This window comes from Stenotrophomonas sp. STEN018, from assembly GCF_056760235.1.
On sequence record NZ_JBRREK010000011.1, the window covers coordinates 84,686 to 101,988 of the forward strand.

Annotated in this window: 12 protein-coding genes; 4 read left to right on the plus strand and 8 right to left on the minus strand. The window is 63.1% G+C overall.

The features are described from left to right. Together ACVOMB_RS06535 and hemF are read left to right on the plus strand one after the other, a co-directional pair. Nucleotides 1–1,557 (plus strand): hypothetical protein, encoded by a 1,557-nt coding sequence (locus ACVOMB_RS06535; RefSeq protein ID WP_481530441.1) that lies wholly within the window; start codon nucleotides 1–3, stop codon nucleotides 1,555–1,557. A 46-nt stretch (nucleotides 1,558–1,603) separates the two neighbouring features. Further along, nucleotides 1,604–2,506, plus strand: coding sequence for an oxygen-dependent coproporphyrinogen oxidase (gene hemF, locus ACVOMB_RS06540; RefSeq protein ID WP_481530442.1), 903 nt, complete (start codon nucleotides 1,604–1,606; stop codon nucleotides 2,504–2,506). A 194-nt stretch (nucleotides 2,507–2,700) separates the two neighbouring features. On the opposite strand, the gene ACVOMB_RS06545 is transcribed toward hemF, so the two are convergent. Further along, nucleotides 2,701–3,180 carry a DUF421 domain-containing protein gene (locus ACVOMB_RS06545; protein WP_481530443.1) on the minus strand — a complete coding sequence of 160 codons (480 nt, stop codon included), beginning with the start codon at nucleotides 3,178–3,180 and terminating at the stop codon, nucleotides 2,701–2,703. Between the two features lie 400 nt (nucleotides 3,181–3,580). Next, on the minus strand, nucleotides 3,581–6,349 hold the full coding sequence (gene polA / locus ACVOMB_RS06550; protein WP_481530444.1) for a DNA polymerase I: 2,769 nt from the start codon (nucleotides 6,347–6,349) through the stop codon (nucleotides 3,581–3,583). A gap of 78 nt (nucleotides 6,350–6,427) precedes the next feature. Here polA and ACVOMB_RS06555 point away from each other — a divergent pair, with 78 nt between their 5' ends. Next, nucleotides 6,428–6,709, plus strand: coding sequence for a DUF2782 domain-containing protein (locus ACVOMB_RS06555; protein WP_481530445.1), 282 nt, complete (start codon nucleotides 6,428–6,430; stop codon nucleotides 6,707–6,709). 220 nt (nucleotides 6,710–6,929) lie between these two features. Here the strand turns inward: ACVOMB_RS06555 and ACVOMB_RS06560 are convergent, their stop codons facing one another. The 4 genes from ACVOMB_RS06560 to ACVOMB_RS06575 all read right to left on the minus strand — a co-directional run bounded on the left by ACVOMB_RS06560 (nucleotide 6,930) and on the right by ACVOMB_RS06575 (nucleotide 12,006). Next, the gene (locus ACVOMB_RS06560) at nucleotides 6,930–7,379 is read right to left on the minus strand and encodes a universal stress protein (RefSeq protein ID WP_481530446.1); all 450 of its coding nucleotides are present in this window, start codon (nucleotides 7,377–7,379) and stop codon (nucleotides 6,930–6,932) included. An 89-nt stretch (nucleotides 7,380–7,468) separates the two neighbouring features. Beyond that, nucleotides 7,469–8,479 carry an RNA 3'-terminal phosphate cyclase gene (gene rtcA, locus ACVOMB_RS06565; protein ID WP_481530447.1) on the minus strand — a complete coding sequence of 337 codons (1,011 nt, stop codon included), beginning with the start codon at nucleotides 8,477–8,479 and terminating at the stop codon, nucleotides 7,469–7,471. 54 nt (nucleotides 8,480–8,533) lie between these two features. Next, the gene (locus ACVOMB_RS06570) at nucleotides 8,534–9,760 is read right to left on the minus strand and encodes an RtcB family protein (RefSeq protein WP_481530448.1); all 1,227 of its coding nucleotides are present in this window, start codon (nucleotides 9,758–9,760) and stop codon (nucleotides 8,534–8,536) included. Between the two features lie 698 nt (nucleotides 9,761–10,458). Continuing rightward, entirely contained in the window at nucleotides 10,459–12,006 is a 1,548-nt protein-coding gene (locus tag ACVOMB_RS06575; RefSeq protein ID WP_481530449.1) for a vWA domain-containing protein, read from the minus strand. Between the two features lie 187 nt (nucleotides 12,007–12,193). Between ACVOMB_RS06575 and rtcR the strand changes: the two genes are divergently transcribed. After that, nucleotides 12,194–13,795 (plus strand): RNA repair transcriptional activator RtcR, encoded by a 1,602-nt coding sequence (gene rtcR, locus ACVOMB_RS06580; RefSeq protein ID WP_481530450.1) that lies wholly within the window; start codon nucleotides 12,194–12,196, stop codon nucleotides 13,793–13,795. A gap of 270 nt (nucleotides 13,796–14,065) precedes the next feature. Here the strand turns inward: rtcR and ACVOMB_RS06585 are convergent, their stop codons facing one another. Both ACVOMB_RS06585 and uvrD read right to left on the minus strand, forming a co-directional pair. Continuing rightward, nucleotides 14,066–14,785 carry a hypothetical protein gene (locus ACVOMB_RS06585; protein WP_481530451.1) on the minus strand — a complete coding sequence of 240 codons (720 nt, stop codon included), beginning with the start codon at nucleotides 14,783–14,785 and terminating at the stop codon, nucleotides 14,066–14,068. A 128-nt stretch (nucleotides 14,786–14,913) separates the two neighbouring features. Continuing rightward, entirely contained in the window at nucleotides 14,914–17,109 is a 2,196-nt protein-coding gene (uvrD, locus tag ACVOMB_RS06590; protein WP_481530452.1) for a DNA helicase II, read from the minus strand. Nucleotides 17,110–17,303: the final 194 nt, after the last annotated feature.

Here is a 17,303-nt window from a genome sequence, read left to right on the forward strand (position 1 = left end):
ATGTCCGTCCCACGTTATCTATCCGCCCTCGCCAGCGCCCTGCTTGCACTGAGCGCGCTGCCGGCTGCCGCTGCCACCTTGAGCTGTGGCAGCTATACCGCCGAAGAGGGCTCGGCCCGCTTCGTGATCGAAAGCAGCAGCCAGGCGTCGATGCGCTATGAAGGCCTGGCCCCCACCCAGTACGTGATCCGCCAGCAGGGCAACACCCTGCACGCCGCCGACGTATCCAATGGCTTCAGCACCGAATACAGCCTCAGCCGCGACGGCAAGCGCATCACCGGCAGCCTCGGCGACTACGTGCTTGATTCAAGCAGCAGCTGCAAGACAGCACCCACGCCAGCCGCGAACAGTTGCCGTGCCGATATCGACAGCTGCATCGAGAACGCCAGCTCGGCAACGCCGCAGCAGCTGAACCAGTGGTGCCAAGAGGACTTGCCCTTCGCCTGCGAGCGCCTGCTGTCCAGCTACCGCGTTGAAGCCCAGGACGCGCAACAGGCAGCAGCACCTGATCCGGATCTGGAAGAACCTGCAGTCTGCAAGGAAGACAATCCGCAGTACAACGAAGCGGCCTGTCTGGCAGCGGCCAAGGAAGTGCTGGGCATCGCCATGGCCAAGGCGCTGGCAGGTGCCTTGAGCAGCAACACCGTGGTCCTGCCCGAGCCGCGTTTGAACGAGTTGTTGCAGCTATGCCGCAGTCACCCGGACGCCGGCTTCTGCGGCAAGGTCGCCGACGCGCATTGGGACGCCGAGCGCTATCTGCCTGCACGCGAAGCCCTGCAGCTGGCCTGCAAGGCTGGCGCCGACGAGATGACCTGCAAACGGGCGCAAAGCCTGGCCGCGCTGAGCCCTGCCGACATCGATGCCGACCCCGCCAATAGCCTGCCCTGCGGCGACTACAAGGCCAGCACCGGCCTGATGGACGAACTTGGCTTTGGTGATGATGGCCTGGTCTCTGCAGGTATGGGCAGTGAAATGCGCGCACGTCTGCAGGATGGCCGCATCCACATCCGCCACGACAAGGGCGGCGACTTCGTGTTCAAGCCGCTGCGCAATGGCGGCCTGCTCGGCATCGACGAATGGAACCGCTACGCCGTCTACCAGCGCACCGGTGGCAGCAAGCAATGCAGCGCGCCCAAGGTATTCGTCGAACTGCCGCTGCCGCAGGATTGCCCGCTGGGCAATGACCCACAAGCCTGCTGCGACAGCGGCAAGCTGCAGGGCTGCAACGCCCTCGGCCACCGCCATTCACTGGCCGGCGACTGGCAGGCCGCCGCGCCCGCTTACCAGAAGCTGTGCCAGGCCGGCGTTCGCGTTGGCTGCGAGAACCTGCGCACCGTCTACGAGAACACCGGTGATGAAGACATCCCCGGCAAGCTGCTGTCGATCTGCAAGCGCGACGGCAAGGGCACGCATGTGGCCTGCGATGTCTACGAGACCAGCAACTGGGCAATGCTGGGCCTGGGCGCACAGCTGATGCGTGCCGCCGAAGACCTCGACAACGAAGAAGAAGCCGAAGCACCGCCAGCACCCAGCAAGGGCAAATCGCTACGCAAGTAAGGCAAAGGGCGCAGGCCGCAGCAGCGGCCTGCGCTACAGTACGCACATGAACGAATTCGACCGCGTACGCGACTATCTGACCGGCCTGCAGGACCGCATCTGCGCCGCCATCGAGCAGGCCGACGGCCAGGCCCGTTTCAACGAGGACCGCTGGCAGCGCGCCGAAGGCGGCGGCGGCCGCACCCGCATCCTGCGCGATGGCGCGGTGTTCGAGCAGGCCGGCATCGGCTTCTCCGACGTCGCCGGCACCCGCCTGCCCCCTTCCGCCTCAGCAAATCGCCCGGAGCTCGCAGGAGCCTCCTGGCGCGCTTGTGGCGTGTCGCTGGTGTTCCACCCCAGCAACCCCTACCTGCCCACCACCCACGCCAACGTGCGCTACTTCCAGGCCGAACTGGATGGCAAGACGGTGGCGGCCTGGTTCGGCGGTGGTTTCGACCTGACCCCGTTCTATCCCTTCGATGAAGACGTGCAGCAGTGGCACGGCGTCGCACGCGATCTGTGCGCGCCTTACGGCGCTGACCGCTATGCCGCGCACAAGCGCTGGTGCGATGAGTATTTCTTCCTCAAGCACCGCAATGAAACGCGCGGTGTTGGTGGCCTGTTCTTCGACGACCTGCATGGCGATTTCGAAACCGACTTCAGTTACATGCAGGCAGTGGGCGACGGCTTTCTCGATGCCTACCTGCCCATCGTCGAACGCCGCAAGGACACGCCGTATGGCGAACGCGAGCGCGAGTTCCAGCTATACCGTCGTGGTCGCTACGTCGAGTTCAATCTGGTTTACGACCGCGGCACCTTGTTCGGCCTGCAGAGTGGCGGCCGCAGCGAGAGCATCCTGATGAGCCTGCCACCGCGCGTGCGCTGGGAATACGGCTACACGCCCGACACCGGAAGTGACGAAGCACGCCTGGCCGAATACCTGGTCCCAAGAGATTGGCTGGACGCCTGACCTGTAGTGCCGAGCCATGCTCGGCAGGGGCTTTACCAATAACCTCACAATTGTGGGAGCGGCGTCAGCCGCGAAGCCAACAGCAATGAAATTGCAGCAATGCCTGCAATCGGATCGACTACGAGCTTCGAGGCTGACGCCGCTCCTACAAGTCTGAATTCCGGGTAAAGCCTCATGCCGAGCATGGCTCGGCACTACCTGTCCTTCTTGAGGATGATGGTGATGTGGCCGTTGGTTTCCAGCAGCGCCAGGTCTACTTCATCCACTTCATCGCAACCTGCGTCGCGCATCGCCTTTGCGAAATCAGCCTTGCTCACCAGTTCGCGCTGCAACACTTTTTGCAGTACATGGCCATGCCGCGCCAGTACCACCGGTTCGCCTTCGATCACCCGCTCCACAGCCGGGCTACGCGTGGTTATCCAACCCACGAAATAGTTCAAGGTAATCAGCGTCAGCGCCAGCAACAGGCCGCCACCCAATGACGTGTCCGGCCCGAGCAAGGCGTTCTGCACGGCATTGCCCAACAACACCAGCAACAACATGTCGAACGGGGTGAACTGGCCCAGCGTGCGCTTGCCCGCCATCCGTACCATCACCAGCACCACGACATAGACAATCACCGCGCGCAGGATGAATTCCCACCACGGCATCGCCAGTGCGAACAGGTCAGACATGATTCCCCTCCATCACTCGATGACGCCATCTTCGGCCATCGCGGATAAATATGCTGCGAGAAACCTGGCGGCGGCAACGCCTGCCGGGACAGTTTCATTTGCCGCAAAAAAGAAGCCCCGCCGACCAGGGGGGGGTCGACGGGGCCGGGGAGCGGGCATTTGGGGAGGAATCCCCGCTCCGAGATCTGCTCCAGGGGATGGGAGAGATCCGCGACAGACGTTGCGTCTGTCGCGGACTATATGAGCATTCCCAACCTTGATGGATCGTGAAGATTCTGTCGCCGTTTCAAAAGAATTAAGGACAGATTCATCTGCCAAATAACGCTGGCATTTAATAAATGCGATGTAACGCGACGCATTGTTTCATTTACTAAAACTTTCTAGTTAAGAAACTAGAAAATCAATGAGCTTCGTCCCAATTTTCCCCGATTCCGGTATCAACCACCAAGGGCACACGCAGGCTCGCGGCAGCTGCCATGCGTTGCTCAACTTCCGCACGCAAGGTATCGATGAATGCGATATCCGCCTCGAACACCAGTTCATCGTGCACCTGCAGGATCATCTTGGCCTTGTCGCTGTGCCCCTGCAGCCAGCCGTCCACGCTGACCATCGCGCGCTTGATGATGTCCGCCGCGGTGCCCTGCATCGGTGCATTGATTGCGGCACGCTCGGCGCCGGCACGCAGGCCCTGGTTGCGGGCGTTGATGTCGTTCAAGTACAGGCGGCGACCAAACAGGGTCTCCACATAGCCCTGCTCACGTGCCTGCACGCGCATGCGCTCCATGAAATCGCGCACTGCCGGATAGCGGCTGAAATACAGCGCCACATAATCCTGCGCCTGGCCACGGTCGATACCGAGGTTCTTGGCCAGGCCAAACGCACTCATGCCGTACATCAGGCCGAAGTTGATCGCCTTGGCCGCGCGGCGCTCGTTCGGCGTCACTTCGTCCAGCGCGCGACCAAACACTTCGGCGGCAGTGGCGCGATGCACGTCGGCGCCTTGCTCGAACGCACGCACCAGACCCGGATCTTCGGACAGGTGCGCCATGATCCGCAGCTCGATCTGCGAGTAATCGCAGGCCATCAGCTTGCGCCCCGGCGGTGCGACAAAGGCTTGGCGGATGCGCCGGCCATCGTCGGTGCGCACCGGGATGTTCTGCAGGTTGGGATCGGACGAGGACAAGCGCCCGGTCGCCGCACCTGACTGGTGATAGCTGGTGTGCACGCGGCCGGTGTCCGGGTTGACCATCTCCGGCAGCTTGTCGGTATAGGTGCTGCGCAGCTTGGCCAGCCCGCGGTACTCCAGGATTATCCGCGGCAGCTCATGCTGCTCGGCAATCGCCTCCAGCGCCTCTTCGTTGGTGCTGGGCTGGCCCTTGGGGGTCTTCACCAGCGCCGGCAAGCCCAGCTCGTCGAACAATACCGCCTGCAGCTGCTTGGGCGAGTCGAGATTGAAGGTGTGCCCGGCCAGTTCGGTGGCCTTCTGCTGTGCGGCCAGCATGCGTGCGGACAGATCACTGCTCTGCCGCTTCAGTTCGGCCGCATCGATGCGTACACCGTTGGCTTCGATGCGCGCAAGCACCGGCACCAGCGGCATTTCGATATCGCGATACACGCTCTGCAACGACGGCACCGCCGCCAGCTGCGGGCCCAGCACGCGGTGCAGGCGCAGGGTGATGTCGGCGTCTTCGGCGGCGTAGGCGCCGGCCTCGTCGATGCCGACCTGGGCGAACGAAATCTGCTTCGCACCCTTGCCCGCCACTTCCTCGAACTTGGTGGTGGTGTAGCCGAGGTAACGCTGCGCCAGCGAGTCCATGTCGTGGCGGGTGGCGGTGGAATTGAGCACGAAGCTCTCCAGCATGGTGTCGTCGGCATAGCCCTGCACGTCGACGCCGTGGCGGCGCAGCACATGGATATCGTACTTGCCGTGCTGGCCGAGCTTCTTCTTGCCGGCGTCTTCCAGCAGCGGCTTGAGCGCATCCAGCACCTGCTGCATCGGCAACTGTGCAGGCGCACCCGGATAGATATGGCCGACCGGGATATACGCGCCCTTGCCGACCTCTACCGCCAGGCTGATGCCGACCAGGTTGGCACGCATCGCATCCAGCGCATCGGTTTCGGTGTCGAAGGCAAATTCGTCGGCGGCCTGCAGACGTTCCACCCAGGCCTGCAATTGTTCGCCGGTGAATACCGTTTCGTATTCACCCTTTTCCGCCATCGCCGGATCAAGGCCGGTTACCGGCTCACTATCGACCGCCTTGGCATAGCCGGCAGCGGTGCCGCGCAGGCTGGGCTTGGTCTCGCTGGCAACATCCGGTGCGGCAACCCCACCCAACTCACGCAGCGCCTGGGTGAAGCCGTAACGCGCGTACAGGCCGCGCAGCGACTCCACGTCCTGCTCGCGCAGTTGCAGGTCGCGTGGCCCCTGTTCCAGCGGCACGTCGGTACGGATGGTGACCAGATCGCGGTTCAAGGGCAGGCGCGGCAGTGCGGCGCGCAGGTTTTCGCCGATCTTGCCCTTCATGGTGGGGGCGGCGGCGATCACGCCATCCAGATCGTTGTACTCGGCCAGCCACTTGGCGGCGGTCTTGGGGCCGCACTTCTCCACGCCTGGCACGTTGTCGACGGTGTCGCCCATCAAGGCCAGGTAGTCGACGATCTGCTCGGCATGCACGCCGAACTTTTCCATCACCGCCGCGTCCGAATCGGTGCGGCTGCCAGTCATGGTATTGACCAGCGCCACGCCCGGACGCACCAACTGGGCAAAATCCTTGTCGCCGGTGGAGATGGTGACATCCAGCCCGTCCGCAGCGGCGGCCAGCGCCAGCGTGCCGATCACGTCATCGGCTTCCACGCCATCGACGCGCAGGATATCGATACCCAGCGCCTGCACGATGTCGCACATCGGCTGCACCTGCGAACGCAGGTCATCGGGCATCGGCGGACGGTTGGCCTTGTACTCGGCATACATGTCGTCGCGGAAGGTCTTGCCCGGCGCATCGACCACGAAGGCGACGTACTCCGGCTTCTCTTTCAGCGTGGAACGCAGCATGTTGACCACGCCAAACAGCGCGCCGGTCGGCTCGCCATTGGCGTTGGTCAGTGGCGGGAGCGCGTGGAACGCGCGGTACAGGTAACTGGAACCGTCTATAAGGACTAATCTGCTCATGCGCTGATTCTACGCGGCGGGCCGTTGTCGCATGTGGACAGGCATAATCGGACCATTCCCACCGAAGGAAGCACCACCATGAAATCCTTGCTGCTGATCCCCCTGCTGGCCCTGGCCGGCTGCGCCACCCTCGGCGATGGCTCGCCACCGGTAGATGTCAAAGGCGCGGATGTCACCCGCAAGGCGATGGACAACGGTGACACCATCGAGGAATACCGCGTCGGCGGCACCCTGCGCATGGTCAAGGTGACCCCGGCCCGTGGCGCCCCGTTCTACATGTACGACCGCGATGGCGACGGCCGCATGGACAGCGACAAGGACGGCACCAAGCCAGTGTATTGGAAGCTGTATAGCTGGTGATCTTCTACCCCCTCCCTTGCGCGAAGCGCAGGGGAGGGTTGGGGAGGGGTGCTTTTGGCGACCAAGCCCGAAGGCCAACACGCCCGTTCACCCGGTAAGACAAAGCCCTCGATTCGAGGGCTTTGTTGATTCTGGGTTCTGGTTTCTTTGGGGCCACGGCGAGAAGCCCCCCTCCCCAGCCCTCCCCTTCGCTGCGCGAAAGGGAGGGGGCTCAAAGCCCTCAGCGGATCACCAGCACCGGGACTGTGCTGCGCGCCAGCACTTCGGAGGTCTGGCTGCCCAGCAGTACCCGGGTGACGCCACGGCGGCCGTGCGAGGTCATCACCACCAGGTCGCTGCTGCAGGCCTTGGCGGTGTCGATGATGCCGTCGGCGGCGTAGCGGTCCAGCACATGATGGGTCTGCACGTCGGCCACATCAGCCGCATGGGCCGCCTCCAGCGCCGGCTGCAGGATCTTCTGCGCGGCGTCCTCGCGGTCCTTCTTGTACTCCGGGCTGGCCTCGTAGCCGGCACTCCAGCCCATGGCGTCGTACATGCCCACCGCCCACGGCTCGGAAACGGTGACGATGTCGGCATGTGCGCCCAGCTGGGCGGCCAGTTCCAGCCCCTTGGCCAGGCCCTTGGCGGAAAGCTCGGAACCATCAGTGGCGATCAGGATGCGCTTGTACATGGCAGTTCTCCTTGCAGGAAAGGGTGGTGGTGACACCATTGCACACCCGATGTTGCCCCCATGCCTTGCGCAAGATCAAACCGGCCCGTTCAGGCGCTTATCCGCACCTCCCAGTGCGGCCCGCGCTGCTGCCAGTCGAATTCCACCGGCAGGAACTTCTCGATCAGCCGAGCATTGCTGCGCAGGTGGTCGCTGAGCGCGGAGGTGGTGAAGCTTCCGCCACCGGCCAAGGCCATCGGCAGCAGCAACTGGTCGGACAGGTGCTCGCCCACGCAGGCACCGCCATCCAGATAGGCCTGTACGGTATCGGCCAACCGCCCAGCCACGTCCTCCGCAGCCAGCCCGCGCTCGCCGTGGCTGTCCAAATGCTCGACGTGATTGCCATGCCGCACCGTCATCGAGGCGACATTGCCCGGACCCAAGGCCGGCCGCACCACCCGTACATGGCGCGGATGCGCGTCCACGCCAAACCGCCGCGCCAGTGCATCCAACTCACGCTGGCCGATGGCGGCGGGCAGTCCCGACACCAGCACCTGCGCCTCCAGCGCCTGCAAGGGCCCGCGCACGCTGAACTCCTGTGCCTGCAGCTGCGGACAGGCTTGCACCGTGGCCTCCAGCACGCCGCCGCCGGCCGGATGAAAGCCCGGGGTATGCAACTGCAACTCCGCCTGCACGCCCATCCGCGCCAATGCCGGTAGATAGCAGCTGCTGATGAAGTCGGCGCTCGGCGCCATCGGATTATGCGTCCCGCCTTCCAGCCGCACACGCGACGGCGCTGCTGCCTGCCATAAAGCAGGCAGCACCGTCTGCAATACCAGCGTCGCCGAACCTGCACTGCCGATGGCGAAGTGATAATCACCGGCCTGCACAGCACCCGGCACGAAGCGCAGCGTGGTCGCGCCCAGGGCTGCGCCCTCTACTTGAGCACTGCTGATCCGCGCCGCGGCGTTGACCGCGGTCAGATGCTGACGCATCAGTCCCGGCCGTGAACGCCTGGCGCGAATGTCCTGCATGGCAAAGCCAATCCCGGTGCACAGGCTCAAGCTCAGCGCAGAGCGCAGCAGTTGCCCGCCGCCCTGGGTTCCATCTATCTCAATCATTTCCATTGTCTTGCCTACCTTTGGCGCCCCACCGCAGTGGAGCGCCATGTTGCCCTATCCCTTCACACATACCACCTGACGCAGGGTATGCATGATCTCAACCAGATCGCGCTGCGCCTCCATCACCGCCTCAATCGACTTGTAGGCGGCCGGTGACTCATCCACCACCTCAGCGTCCTTGCGGCATTCCACGTGCGCGGTGGCCTTGATGTGGTCATCCACGCTGATCAGCTTGCGCGCCTTGGTGCGGCTCATTACACGGCCGGCACCGTGGCTGCAGCTGTGGAAGCTGTCCTCGTTGCCCAGCCCGCGCACGATGAAGCTCTTGGCGCCCATGCTGCCCGGGATGATGCCCATCTCGCCCTTGCGCGCACTCACGGCACCCTTGCGCGTCACCAGCACATCCTTGCCGAAGTGGTGCTCGCGGTTGACGTAGTTGTGGTGACAGTTGACCGCCTCGGTCTGGGCCTCGAACGGCTTGCTGATCACCGTACGCGCAGCCGCAACCACATTGCGCATCATCACCTCTCGGTTGATACGGGCGAAACGCTGTGCCCAGTCCACCGCGAACACGTAGTCACCGTAGTGCGCGCTGCCCTCCGGCAGATACGCAAGATCCTGGTCCGGCAGGTTGATCATCCAACGACGCATTTCCTGCTTGGCCAGCTCGATGAAGTAGGTGCCGATGGCGTTGCCGACGCCACGCGAACCGGAGTGCAGCATGAACCACACGCGCTGCGCTTCATCCAGACACACCTCGACGAAGTGGTTGCCGGTACCCAGCGTTCCCAGATGCTTGAGGTTGTTGGTGTTCTTCAGCTTTGGATGACGCTCGCAGATCAAGGCGAAGTCGGCCGCAAGCTGCGACCAGCCTTCCACCGCCAGCTCCGGCGGCGTATCCCAGCTGCCCTTGTCACGGCTGCCACGGGTCACGCTGCGGCCGTGTGGCACTGCGCGTTCAATCGCGCTGCGCAGGGCGGACAGATTGTCCGGCAGGTCGCTGGCGGTCAGCGTGGTACGGGTGGCAATCATACCGCAGCCGATATCCACACCGACCGCAGCAGGAATGATGGCGCCGATGGTTGGTACTACCGAACCCACGGTTGCCCCCTTGCCCAGGTGCACGTCGGGCATCACCGCCACCCATTGATGGATGAAGGGCAGACGCGCGATGTTCTTCAACTGCTCGCGGGCTTCGTCTTCCAGTGGCACGCCGCGCGTCCACAGCTTGATCGGTGCCGCACCCGGCTCCTGGATCACGTTGTAATTGGTGTCGTTCATTGATGGCTTTCCTGTCATCTTCAAATCTAAAGGTGCGGTGACAAAGGGTGGTGGAACTGACCGCGACGCCAAATCCTTGTCTGGCGTTGCGGCCGGGAGTCGAACCCGACCCCGCAGGGCTGCCTTTGTAGTTCCACCTGCATTCACCGCATGAAACATCTAAAAAAGGTGTCGGCCTGCACGACGAGGTTTGAAGGAACATCCTGCTCTACCTGACTGAGCTACCGCTGCGTCTCCACAGCGGGCGGGATTCGAACCCGCGACCCGGAGCTTAAGGGGCTGTAGTTCCTTCGGCATTCGTGCGTGCCGACGTTGAAACTTTTTCATGCCGAAGCACGAAGTAATGCGAATAGGGTGCCGGCTTATACGACAAGGATGATGGAACGTTTCACCGCTTTGCCACGAGGGCAAGGCGGCGATCCTGCTCTAACCACTGAGCTACCGATGCATTGCGGCATCGAGCGGGGATCGAACCCGCGACCTGGAGCGTGAAAGGCTGTAGTTCCATCGGCATTCGTACACGCCGACATAAGAGGTGGGAGCAAACGGCAAGGGTTGGACTGACCCTCCGGATTCGAACCGGAGTGAACAACCAATGTAGTCAGGCCGGCATCCGCCTTCTCCCATGAAAACAATTCTCCAGGCCCGGCCGGCCCCATTGCCGGCCAGGCATCACATCGGCGATATCCGTATCGCCCTTACAGTTCCATTGCCGCAATCCGCTCCACCCAACGCGGACGCTGTGCCGGCGGCAGGCTGGCATTGGCCAGCAGCTCGAACACCGCGTCGCTGAAGCCGCCTATATGCAGCACGTCTTCGCGCTCAACCGTCTGGCTGCTGGACACCGGCTGCAGGTCGATGCAGGCCAGCTGCGCCTGCGGGCAACGCGCCTTCAGCGCGGCCCACTCACGCATGGTTGCGGTCTCACGGTTGCCGCGGGTGTCACGCCAGCTTTCGTTGTCGGACACCAACACCAGCAGATCCACCTGTGCCCGCTTGCTGTTGAGGTAAGCCAGCGGGGCACTTACCGAGGTGCCGCCACCATTGATCGCCAGCTGCCGCGCCAAAGTCATCACGCTGTCACGCGGGTTCAACTGCTGCGGATGCACCTCGGTATCGAACGGCAACACCTGCGCCTGCGGGTGACCGCGCAACACGCAGGCCGCGATCAAGGCCGCCACGTCGACGCAACGCGCCGCCGAGCTTGCTCCCTTGCGATAACCGGTCACCGGCCACTGCATCGAACCGGACACATCCACCGCAACCACCACCTTGCCCTGCAATGCCGGCACCGAAGCGGTCGCCACTTCCATCGCGTCCTGCAGCGCGTCCAGGATCGGACGCGGCAGTGCCGCGCCGGCGTGGTATGCCATCAGCAACTGGTAAGGCAGCACCCGCGAACGGGCGATCTGCTGCGGATCACGCAGCTTCGCTGCCACTTCGGCAACCATGGATTCGTCCTCGAACACACCATGACGGGCAAAGGTGTTCAAGTTCATCCGCAGCTGCTGCCAGGACGAGTTGCGTGCCAGTACCGACCACTGCGCGGCATCCAATGCCAGCGCGCTGTAGTACTGGAATGGCAGGTCCGGCAGCATTCCGCGCGGATCGCGCTTGAATGCCTCATAGGCACGCAGTTCTGCCGGCAACAGCGCCTCGTCGTACGGCCGCCCGATCACCCAGGCATACAGCGCCTCACGCGCGGCATCCTGCGGCTTGGGGTGGACCATGCGGATCACATCGGCCAGCGAGGGCTGGTTGCCGATCGCCGCACGGATGATCGCTTTCGGCGAAGCCTGCTCCAGCCACTGCCGCAGCAGGCGCTTCGGCAACGAGCCCAGCGAACGGCGACCCACCCGACCGCTGCGCATGATCTGCACGAAGGTGCGCAGCATGCGGCCGTTGTCGATCACATGCGGGAAGGCAGCGGCAAATGCCTCGCCATCACGCACGCTCAGCATCGCCAACAGCAGCGCCGGCACGTCCTTCATATGCGCCACGCCGTGGGCATAAGCAGCAGTGCGGGCGATGAAGCCGGCATCGACCTCGTTGCACAGCGCCTGCACCTGCTCCAGCTGTCCATCGGCGCTGGCGTAGAAGGTGCTGTTCAAGCAACCGGTGGCAGCGAACAGGGCCAAGGCCGCACGCGGGTCACGGGCATAGGCCGATCCACCTGCTTCGTTGCGCACCGTCGCCTTCGGCAGCAGGGCGCCACGGAAAGATGCGAACAGGTTTGCGTTGGCCATTTCGTACTCCTCGGCGGGAACTGCCCGCCTCTCTCTTGGCCCTATACAACGCAATGGCCGTGCCAACTTTTCGAGAATAAAGTCAATTTATTGATTAATAACGATATTTTACAATTTCACAGGAAGTGTCGCGCACCCAATATTAGACATTACGTATACTTTCAGCGCGCTATTTATAGGAATTGATATGTCCAAGCGACAGGTAGTCTTCGGCATGCTCGGCACCCAACTCGACCTGGGCAGCGGCCCCGGTCGCTGGGAGAAATGGCGGCCCACCGTCGCCTTGGGCATGCACGAGGACTTCCAGCCCGATCGCATCGAGCTGATGCTGGACCGGCGCCGTTTCAGCCGGCTGGCCACGCAGGTACAGGAAGACCTGGCATTGGTATCGCCAGCCACCGAAGTGCGCCTGCATGACACCTACCTGATCGATCCTTGGGAGTTCGAGGGCGTGTACGCCCGCATGCATGACTTCCTGGCGGCCTACCCTTTCCAGCCGGACGAAGAGGACTACTACGTCCACATCACCACCGGCACCCACGTCACCCAGATCTGCTGGTTCCTGCTGACCGAGAGCCGCCACTTCCCTGGCCGCCTGCTGCAGACCTCGCCACCGCGCAAGCAGGCCAATGGCGACCCGGGTAGCCATGCGGTGATCGATCTGGATCTGTCGCGCTACGACCACATCGCCCAGCGCTTCGCCCAGCAACAGCTGCATGACCGCGACCTGCTCAAGAGCGGCATCGCCACCCGCAACCCGGCCTTCAACCGAATGATCGAGCAGATCGAGAAAGTCGCGACGCGCTCACGCGCGCCAATGCTGCTGACCGGCCCCACCGGCGCAGGCAAGAGCCAGCTGGCCAAGCGCGTATTCGAGCTGAAGAAGCTCAAACACCAGCTGCCGGGTCGTTTCGTCGAAGTGAACTGCGCCACCCTGCGCGGCGATGGCGCGATGAGTACCTTGTTCGGCCACACCAAGGGGGCGTATACCGGCGCCAGCAGCGACCGTGCCGGCCTGCTGCGTTCGGCCCACCAAGGCCTGCTGTTCCTCGATGAGATCGGCGAACTGGGCGCCGACGAACAGGCGATGCTGCTGCGCGCACTGGAAGAGAAGCGCTTCCTGCCGGTCGGCAGTGACCGCGAAGTGGAAAGTGATTTCCAGCTGATCGCCGGCACCAACCGCGATCTGCAGCACGACGTCCGCCAGGGCCGCTTCCGCGAAGACCTGCTAGCGCGCCTGAACCTGTGGACCTACCAACTGCCCGGCCTGGCCGAGCGCAGCGAAGACATCGAACCCAACCTGGAATTCGAACTGGAGCGCTGGTCACGCGAACAGCACGAACGCGTGCGCTTCAACGCCGAGGCACGCAGTCGCTACCTGAGCTTTGCCACCAGCACCGAGGCGGCATGGCGCGGCAACTTCCGCGACCTCGGCGCCAGCGTGGTTCGAATGGCGACGCTGGCCAATGCCGGCCGCATCCAGACCGACGGCGTCGATGAGGAAATCAATCGGCTGCGCACGCAATGGCACGGTGGCAATGACGCATCGCCCTTGCTGGCATTGCTGGGCGATGCAGCAAACCAGCTTGACCGTTTCGACCGCGTGCAACTTGAAGAAGTCGTGCGCGTCTGCCTGCGTTCAAAAACCCTGTCAGCCGCCGGCCGCGAATTGTTCGCGGTATCCCGCACGCAACGCGCCAGTACCAACGACGCCGATCGCCTGCGCAAGTATCTCGCCAAGTTCGATCTGGACTGGGAACAGCTGAGGAATCACGCAACCCAACTGTAGTGCCGAGCCATGCTCGGCAGCCTTTCGCACAAAGGCCAATGCACAGAGCACCCTCCGAGTGCACCGTAATTTTTCAGACCAAAAGCCCGCCTTTCCTGTAGTGCCGAGCCATGCTCGGCAGATCTTCGCAAAAAACTGGGCGACCAACGCAAACGCAGCGAGCAAAGGAGTTCGGCTCCAGATGGACTCAGAACAATTCATCACTCAGTCGAGAGCTATCACCCGAGCAGCAAACACACCTCGTCTCGTTCGCTTACTGCTGGTGGCCTGCTACAGCTGATCATTGAAGTAACAACCATCCAGCTTTGGACGAGCACGCCCACGCACCCGAAACCAAGCAACCATTCCCTTCTCGAGAGACGTGAACGCCGGGTTTTTGAACCCCAGAGTACGCAACACTTCGGTATTCAGCCTGAAGGCACCCCACTCCCTTCGGCACGCGAGCAGCGTCAGCATGATCGACATCAGCAAAGCCACGACCAAGAAGCCAGCCGAAGCAGGCAACCAGGACATGACGTTTTCAGGCTCAGGCCAGATTATCAACGCGAGGACAACCGCAGTAGGCAGCGCAGAGAAAATCAGGATGATCCGCAGCATCGAAACCAACTCGACACCAATCCCCTGCGCACTGAAGGAATTGACAAGCACGCAGTGTGCCGACGGTAGATGAACAGCGAAGGCATCCCAACCGCCATCAGCCCTCAACCTGGAAATTACACGCACTCTTCTGGCTAACGCCGGTGCAGGATCGAAGGCTGCCCGGAATGCGCGGCCATCAAGCTCGAAGGTCCAATAATGGATATCAACCTTATCCGGCAGTGACATTGCATTTCCGATCAGGGCTGCTGCCATGCCGTGATTCTGCAAGCTGATCATCACATCTGCGGCAGCAATCAGCCGCAATTGCTCTAGCCCGGTCGCACTGGAAACATCAAGCGTCTCATCGTAGCGCCTGCATTCACTGATCGTTCCTTCGACAATCTGAAGCATTCCCTGCATCCCCACTCAGGTTCGGCTTGAGCATCTTATTCTATGCAAGCGCTCCATCTCATATGAGATGGAGTGCCTGCATGATTCAGCTGCAACTTGAATCGGAGCATCCATGCATCACCATGAAATCAAATCACCGTCAAATTCGCATACGCCATCACCAGCCACTTGCTACCTGCGTCAGCGAACTCGACCTGCACGCGCGCGTGTTGGCCGTTGCCCTCGTAATCGGTGACCATGCCTTCGCCGAACTTCGGATGATTGACCAATGCACCGAGCTTGATCGGCGGCTTTTCGATGTTGGCATGGCCACCCATCGACCGGCTGGCACCAAGCGAGGCCGGGCGCGAGACCTGTACCTTGGGGCGAACTTCGTTGAGCAGCTCGCGCGGGATCTCGCGCAGGAAGCGTGAAGGCAGGCTGTAGTTGTCCTGGCCATGGATGCGGCGCGATTCGGCATAGCCCAGCACCAGCTTCTGGCGGGCACGGGTGATACCAACGTAGGCCAGACGACGCTCCTCTTCCAGCCGACCACTTTCCTCCAGCGAACGCGCGCTCGGGAACAAGCCTTCTTCCATGCCGGCCAGAAATACCAGCGGGAATTCCAGACCCTTGGCCGAGTGCAGCGTCATCAGCTGCACGCCCTCCTCTCCCGCCTGTGCCTGGCCTTCGCCGGCCTCCAGCGAGGCGTAGGACAGGAAGGCGACCAGCTCGCTCATATCCTCGGCGCCTTCTTCGATATCGTCTTCGCGACGCACGAAGCGTGAGGCCACCGAGATCAATTCGTCGAGGTTGTCGGTGCGCGATTCCGAATCCAGCGCGTTGCGGCTTTCCTTGCCCCAATGCTCGCGCAGTGCCGAACGCGACAGCACGTGATCGATGCGCTCGGACAGATCCATCTCGCCGGTTTCGCCGGTCAGCTGGCTCACCAAATTGATGAAGCCGGTCAATGCATTCTTTGCACGCGAGGTCAGATCGGTGCCCTGCGTGGCCAGCATCGAGGCTTCCCACAACGGGATGGCCTGCTGCCGCGCAATGCGCCGCACTTCGTCCAGGGTACGCTCGCCGATGCCACGCGTCGGCGTATTCACCGCGCGCTCGAATGCTGCATCGTCATTACGATTGGTCATCAAACGCAGGTAGGCCAGCGCGTCCTTGATTTCAGCACGTTCGAAGAAGCGCATGCCGCCGTATACGCGGTACGGCACCTGCTCGCTGAGCAGGGCTTCTTCGAAGGCACGCGACTGCGCGTTGCTGCGGTAGAGCACGGCGACGTCGCCATAGCTGCCGCCATCACGCACCCACTGCCGCGCACGCTCGACCAGGTAACGCGCCTCGTCCATTTCGTTGTACGCGGCAAACAGATCAATCGGATCGCCGTCGCCGCTATCGGTCCACAACTCCTTGCCGATGCGGTCCGGGTTGTGCGCGATCACCGCATTGGCGGCACCGAGGATATTGGCGGTGGAGCGGTAGTTCTGCTCCAGGCGGATGGTCTGCGCGCCCGGGAAATCCTTGAGGAAGCGCTGCACGTTCTCGACCTTGGCACCGCGCCAGCCGTAGATGGCCTGGTCATCGTCACCGACCACGAATACATGCGCGCTATCGCCGGCCAGCACGCGCACGAAGGCGTACTGGATGGCGTTGGTGTCCTGGAACTCGTCAACCAGGATCTCGCGGAAGCGGGCCCGGTAATGCGAAAGCAGCGCCGGATTGTCGCGCAGCAGTTCGTGCGCGCGCAGCAGCAGCTCGGCGAAGTCGACCAGACCGGCACGGTCACAGCGCTCCTGGTAGGCCGCATAGGCCTGGCGCAGGGTTTCGCCCCACTGGTCATGCGGTTCGGGCTGGATGTGCTGCGGGCGGCGGCCTTCATCCTTCTGCGTGTTGATCCACCACATCACCTGCTTGGGCGGGTACTTGCTGTCATCCAGCTCCAGCTGCTGCACCACGCGCTTGATCATGCGCAGCTGGTCGTCCGAATCCATCACCTGGAAGGCTTCGGGCAACTTCGCATCGCCCCAGTGCAGGCGCAGCAGGCGATGGGCCAGACCGTGGAAGGTGCCGATCCACATGCCGCGGCTGCCCTTGCTCAGCTGCAGGTCGATGCGGTGGCGCATTTCGCCGGCCGCCTTGTTGGTGAAGGTGACCGCGAAAATGCCATGCGCAGGCACGCCGCAGACTTCGGTGAGCCAGGCGATGCGATGGATAAGCACGCGCGTCTTGCCGGAACCGGCGCCGGCAAGAATCAGGTGGTGACCAAGAGGCGCGGAAACGGCCTCGCGCTGGGCTGCGTTCAGCCCGTCGAGCAAGTGGGAGACATCCATGCGCCCATTTTACGGGAAGCGGAGCAAGGCTTCCTGTAACACTGAACCCTGCCCTGCGGGGGCTTGGCGGGAAGGCCCTGTAGTGGGGGGGGGGGGGGGGGGGGGGGGGGGGGGGGGGGGGGGGGGGGGGGGGGGGGGGGGGGGGGGGGGGGGGGGGGGGGGGGGGGGGGGGGGGGGGCGGGGGGAGGGGGGGG

Bases quoted from the DNA above. Each gene is read 5' to 3' on its own strand.
- ACVOMB_RS06535 (WP_481530441.1), top strand. From the start codon at position 1: ATGTCCGTCCCACGTTATCTATCCGCCCTCGCCAGCGCCCTGCTTGCA.
- hemF (WP_481530442.1), top strand. From the start codon at position 1,604: ATGAACGAATTCGACCGCGTACGCGACTATCTGACCGGCCTGCAGGAC.
- ACVOMB_RS06545 (WP_481530443.1), bottom strand. From the start codon at position 3,180: ATGTCTGACCTGTTCGCACTGGCGATGCCGTGGTGGGAATTCATCCTG.
- polA (WP_481530444.1), bottom strand. From the start codon at position 6,349: ATGAGCAGATTAGTCCTTATAGACGGTTCCAGTTACCTGTACCGCGCG.
- ACVOMB_RS06555 (WP_481530445.1), top strand. From the start codon at position 6,428: ATGAAATCCTTGCTGCTGATCCCCCTGCTGGCCCTGGCCGGCTGCGCC.
- ACVOMB_RS06560 (WP_481530446.1), bottom strand. From the start codon at position 7,379: ATGTACAAGCGCATCCTGATCGCCACTGATGGTTCCGAGCTTTCCGCC.
- rtcA (WP_481530447.1), bottom strand. From the start codon at position 8,479: ATGATTGAGATAGATGGAACCCAGGGCGGCGGGCAACTGCTGCGCTCT.
- ACVOMB_RS06570 (WP_481530448.1), bottom strand. From the start codon at position 9,760: ATGAACGACACCAATTACAACGTGATCCAGGAGCCGGGTGCGGCACCG.
- ACVOMB_RS06575 (WP_481530449.1), bottom strand. From the start codon at position 12,006: ATGGCCAACGCAAACCTGTTCGCATCTTTCCGTGGCGCCCTGCTGCCG.
- rtcR (WP_481530450.1), top strand. From the start codon at position 12,194: ATGTCCAAGCGACAGGTAGTCTTCGGCATGCTCGGCACCCAACTCGAC.
- ACVOMB_RS06585 (WP_481530451.1), bottom strand. From the start codon at position 14,785: ATGCTTCAGATTGTCGAAGGAACGATCAGTGAATGCAGGCGCTACGAT.
- uvrD (WP_481530452.1), bottom strand. From the start codon at position 17,109: ATGGATGTCTCCCACTTGCTCGACGGGCTGAACGCAGCCCAGCGCGAG.